Annotated in this window: 3 protein-coding genes; all 3 read right to left on the minus strand. The window is 32.7% G+C overall.

Annotated elements, in window-relative coordinates; genetic code table 11:
• Nucleotides 1–189: 189 nt before the first annotated feature.
• The 3 genes from GN105_RS12735 to GN105_RS12745 are packed head-to-tail and all read right to left on the minus strand — an operon-like array spanning nucleotide 190 to nucleotide 2,795.
• Entirely contained in the window at nucleotides 190–1,803 is a 1,614-nt protein-coding gene (locus GN105_RS12735; protein ID WP_155285765.1) for a hypothetical protein, read from the minus strand.
• Between the two features lie 33 nt (nucleotides 1,804–1,836).
• Entirely contained in the window at nucleotides 1,837–2,274 is a 438-nt protein-coding gene (locus tag GN105_RS12740; protein WP_155285766.1) for a hypothetical protein, read from the minus strand.
• A 23-nt stretch (nucleotides 2,275–2,297) separates the two neighbouring features.
• Entirely contained in the window at nucleotides 2,298–2,795 is a 498-nt protein-coding gene (locus GN105_RS12745; protein ID WP_155285767.1) for a hypothetical protein, read from the minus strand.
• Nucleotides 2,796–2,996 lie beyond the last annotated feature (201 nt).

Genomic DNA, 2,996 nt, shown 5'->3' on the forward strand with positions numbered 1-2,996 from the left:
CTTTTTACCAAGTTTTTTTGCAAATTTATTTAAGTAAATAAATATATGTATTGAAAATCAAAACAATACAAAACATCATTATTATAAAAATATAAGCATAAGTCATATCCGACTCTAATAATACTTATGAAATTACCATAAAAATCAAAAAAACCGAAGATTATAATCTTCGGTTTTGTACTGGCTATTCTAAGAAAAACTTACTGTTACTGTCTTGTTTTTACAAGTTGAAGAAACTTTTTTACTTCCTGTTGTAGGATAAATCAAATATCCGCTAATTTGTTTCCACTCTACTTTGTACTCTTTTCCTACTTTTACTTTTACATTTAACGTTTTTCCAGCTTCCAAACGCCAACTTTTATCTCCTACTTTAATTGTATATGGATTCCCTCCATTAGAATTATTAGTGATAGAGATAGTCCCTTCTTGTGGTGTAAAGTCCCTTACATATTCCTGATGAAATATTTCTCCTGTTCTGATTGTTCCTGTTCTAATTTCACCACATTCAGAAGTTATCTTATAATTATATGTAGCGTTCGGATTTCCTTGGAATTCAACAAAACCATTTTCATTTGTTTTTCCTGTCACACCACCTATTTCAACTGTGGCATTTTGCAATAAACCATAGTCAGTATCAAATACAAAAAACATCACTTGGATTTTACTGTTTGTTCCTCCTCCTTGATTATTTCCTCCTTGATTCCCATCTCCTGAAAGCGAAATAGTACCCGCCTGAGTCGTACCATTCATATTAAGTTTTACAGATTTATAATAAGGAGCCGTTCTTGTTAATACAACAAAGGTATAGTTTGTAAGATTTGAAATCTGTGGTTTTAAATTCTCAAACGTAGCAACACCTTGTGTATTGGTTATTGCTTTTGTTTTATAGGTTGTTTCAACAGACTGAGCAAATGTATCATAATTTCTACCCGCTAAAGCTGCTATAGAAACAAAGGCATCAAACTCAATTCCTGATAATGCGTATACCTTTTGATTTGCCAATGGTGCATTATTTTGAGTTACTGTAATATTAGCCGTATATACTTTCACAGCATATATTAACGAAACCGCATTACTTCCCTCAGTTATTGTTTTCTGAACTTCTGCTGAAACATCTTCGTCTGTAGTTTTGTTTCTTAAAACAAAATACAACTCTTTTCCTATATATTTCTTTGCATCAAAAGAAAACTTCCCACTTGTAATATTTCCTTCTGTAATGTTTTCATAAACACGCTCTGATATTTTCTCACGCACTACTACTTTTACATTATCTAAAGAAGAACCTGTTACAGTAACCTCAACGGTAGCCGGTTTCTCAACAGGAGCTGTAGGTTGTACGTTGCTTGATTTTTTATAAATTACTTTATCTTTTTCTCCTTCTCTACTCAGTGTCAATTGGTCACCTGCAATAGAAACTGTCAAGAGATAAACTTCTCTATTATTTTTATCAAGCCCATATATTTTACTATTCTTAACCACATATTTATCATATAACTGATCTTTTCTACATAAGTCGCCATACAACTTATATCGAGTTATTTGCATAATTGTTGTTGAAAAAGCAATTGTACCTTGTTTGTTACATTGCCAAGATTTCTTTTCATCAACGTCAGTTGATTGTGATATTTTTCTACCATCTTTTTCAGCTTCAATAAGTTGCCAAGTCCCTAAAAGTGTTTCTGCTGTTACACTTACATTTTGAGGTGTTGAAGGTGCTTCAGGAGTATCACTTCCATTATCTGACTTACCACATCCTATCATTAATAGTAATGAACTTAAGAAAATAGTTGCTATTTTTCTCATTTTATTTATATTTAAATGCAATGTTTTTATTTATTAATCTAATTTTATTTCTACAGTTTTGTTTTCACCTTGTTTTATCGTTACGGGAACTACTTTTTTAAGACTTTCCTTTGTAATTTCTTGTCCAAAAATATTCTTTTTGGTTAACGTATAATACACCACAAAACGGTAAGTTTCTTGCTTACCTTTTATATTATGATTTTCTAAAATAAACGTTGCTTTCCCATCTCCTTCAGTAGCAGACTGCTTGGCGTGAAATATTGATCCACTGTTCCAAGCAAATTCACTAAATCCATAGACTACCCAACCATTCAAGGGAGAGCCATCGCTATCTTTTAAATACACCGTTACTTCTGTTTTCTTTCCTTCAAGAACTTCTTTAATGTCCTCCTTTGAACAAGAAACACTAATCATTGTTGCTACAAAGGCTACTAAAAGCCACATTCTGTTTTTTAAAATACTTCTTTTCATTACCTGTAATATTTATCTGATTGTTACTTATTTGTTTTAGTTACATCATCATAACTAAGTTCTATTTTTTTACCGTTGCCATATTCCACAACACATTTTCCCGCATTGAACCCTATCACTTTTCCGTCAATGAGTTTTCCTCCTTTTTTCTTACGAAAGACTACCGAATCTCCTACGTTCAGCTCCACATTAGCTGTTGCTGAAGTAGTTACATTTACATTCATATTTTGCTCACCCCAAACATCTCCTACCACACGAACCTTTTTCCCATCATCACGTACATACACCTTAGCATTACGTACAAATTCTCCTTCATATTTTTTTGTTAATTCATCTACTGCCTGTTCTAAAGCATCTCCCGTTTGGGAAGAAGCATTGGCTTCCACATCACGACTAAGCAAAACATACGTTTTACTTCCATCGACATTACGGTTTGATATGGCTGTCAAATCTCCGATACGCACCCAACTTTTACAACCAACCAAAAAAGCTGATACTGCAATAAACATTACTTTTTTCATTATAAAAATTTTAAACTACCCCTACTCTGTTACAGGCTTTTCAGGTTACGCCTTTTTTATTATCTGGTTTTATCTTTTACATCCCCGCTCTACGAGCTGCCCCTTCAAAGGGGCAATAGCAGAGCAAATGACATTTATAATTGTTAATTATTATTTATAAGCTTGTTAATTATTTTTTTATTCAAAGCCAGTGTCCACCCA

This window comes from Capnocytophaga felis, from assembly GCF_009684755.1.
In the GTDB taxonomy this organism is placed as follows: domain Bacteria; phylum Bacteroidota; class Bacteroidia; order Flavobacteriales; family Flavobacteriaceae; genus Capnocytophaga; species Capnocytophaga felis.

Excerpts from the sequence above, each read along its gene's own strand:
- GN105_RS12740 (WP_155285766.1), bottom strand. The coding sequence starts at position 2,274 with ATGAAAAGAAGTATTTTAAAAAACAGAATGTGGCTTTTAGTAGCCTTT.
- GN105_RS12745 (WP_155285767.1), bottom strand. The coding sequence starts at position 2,795 with ATGAAAAAAGTAATGTTTATTGCAGTATCAGCTTTTTTGGTTGGTTGT.
- GN105_RS12735 (WP_155285765.1), bottom strand. The coding sequence starts at position 1,803 with ATGAGAAAAATAGCAACTATTTTCTTAAGTTCATTACTATTAATGATA.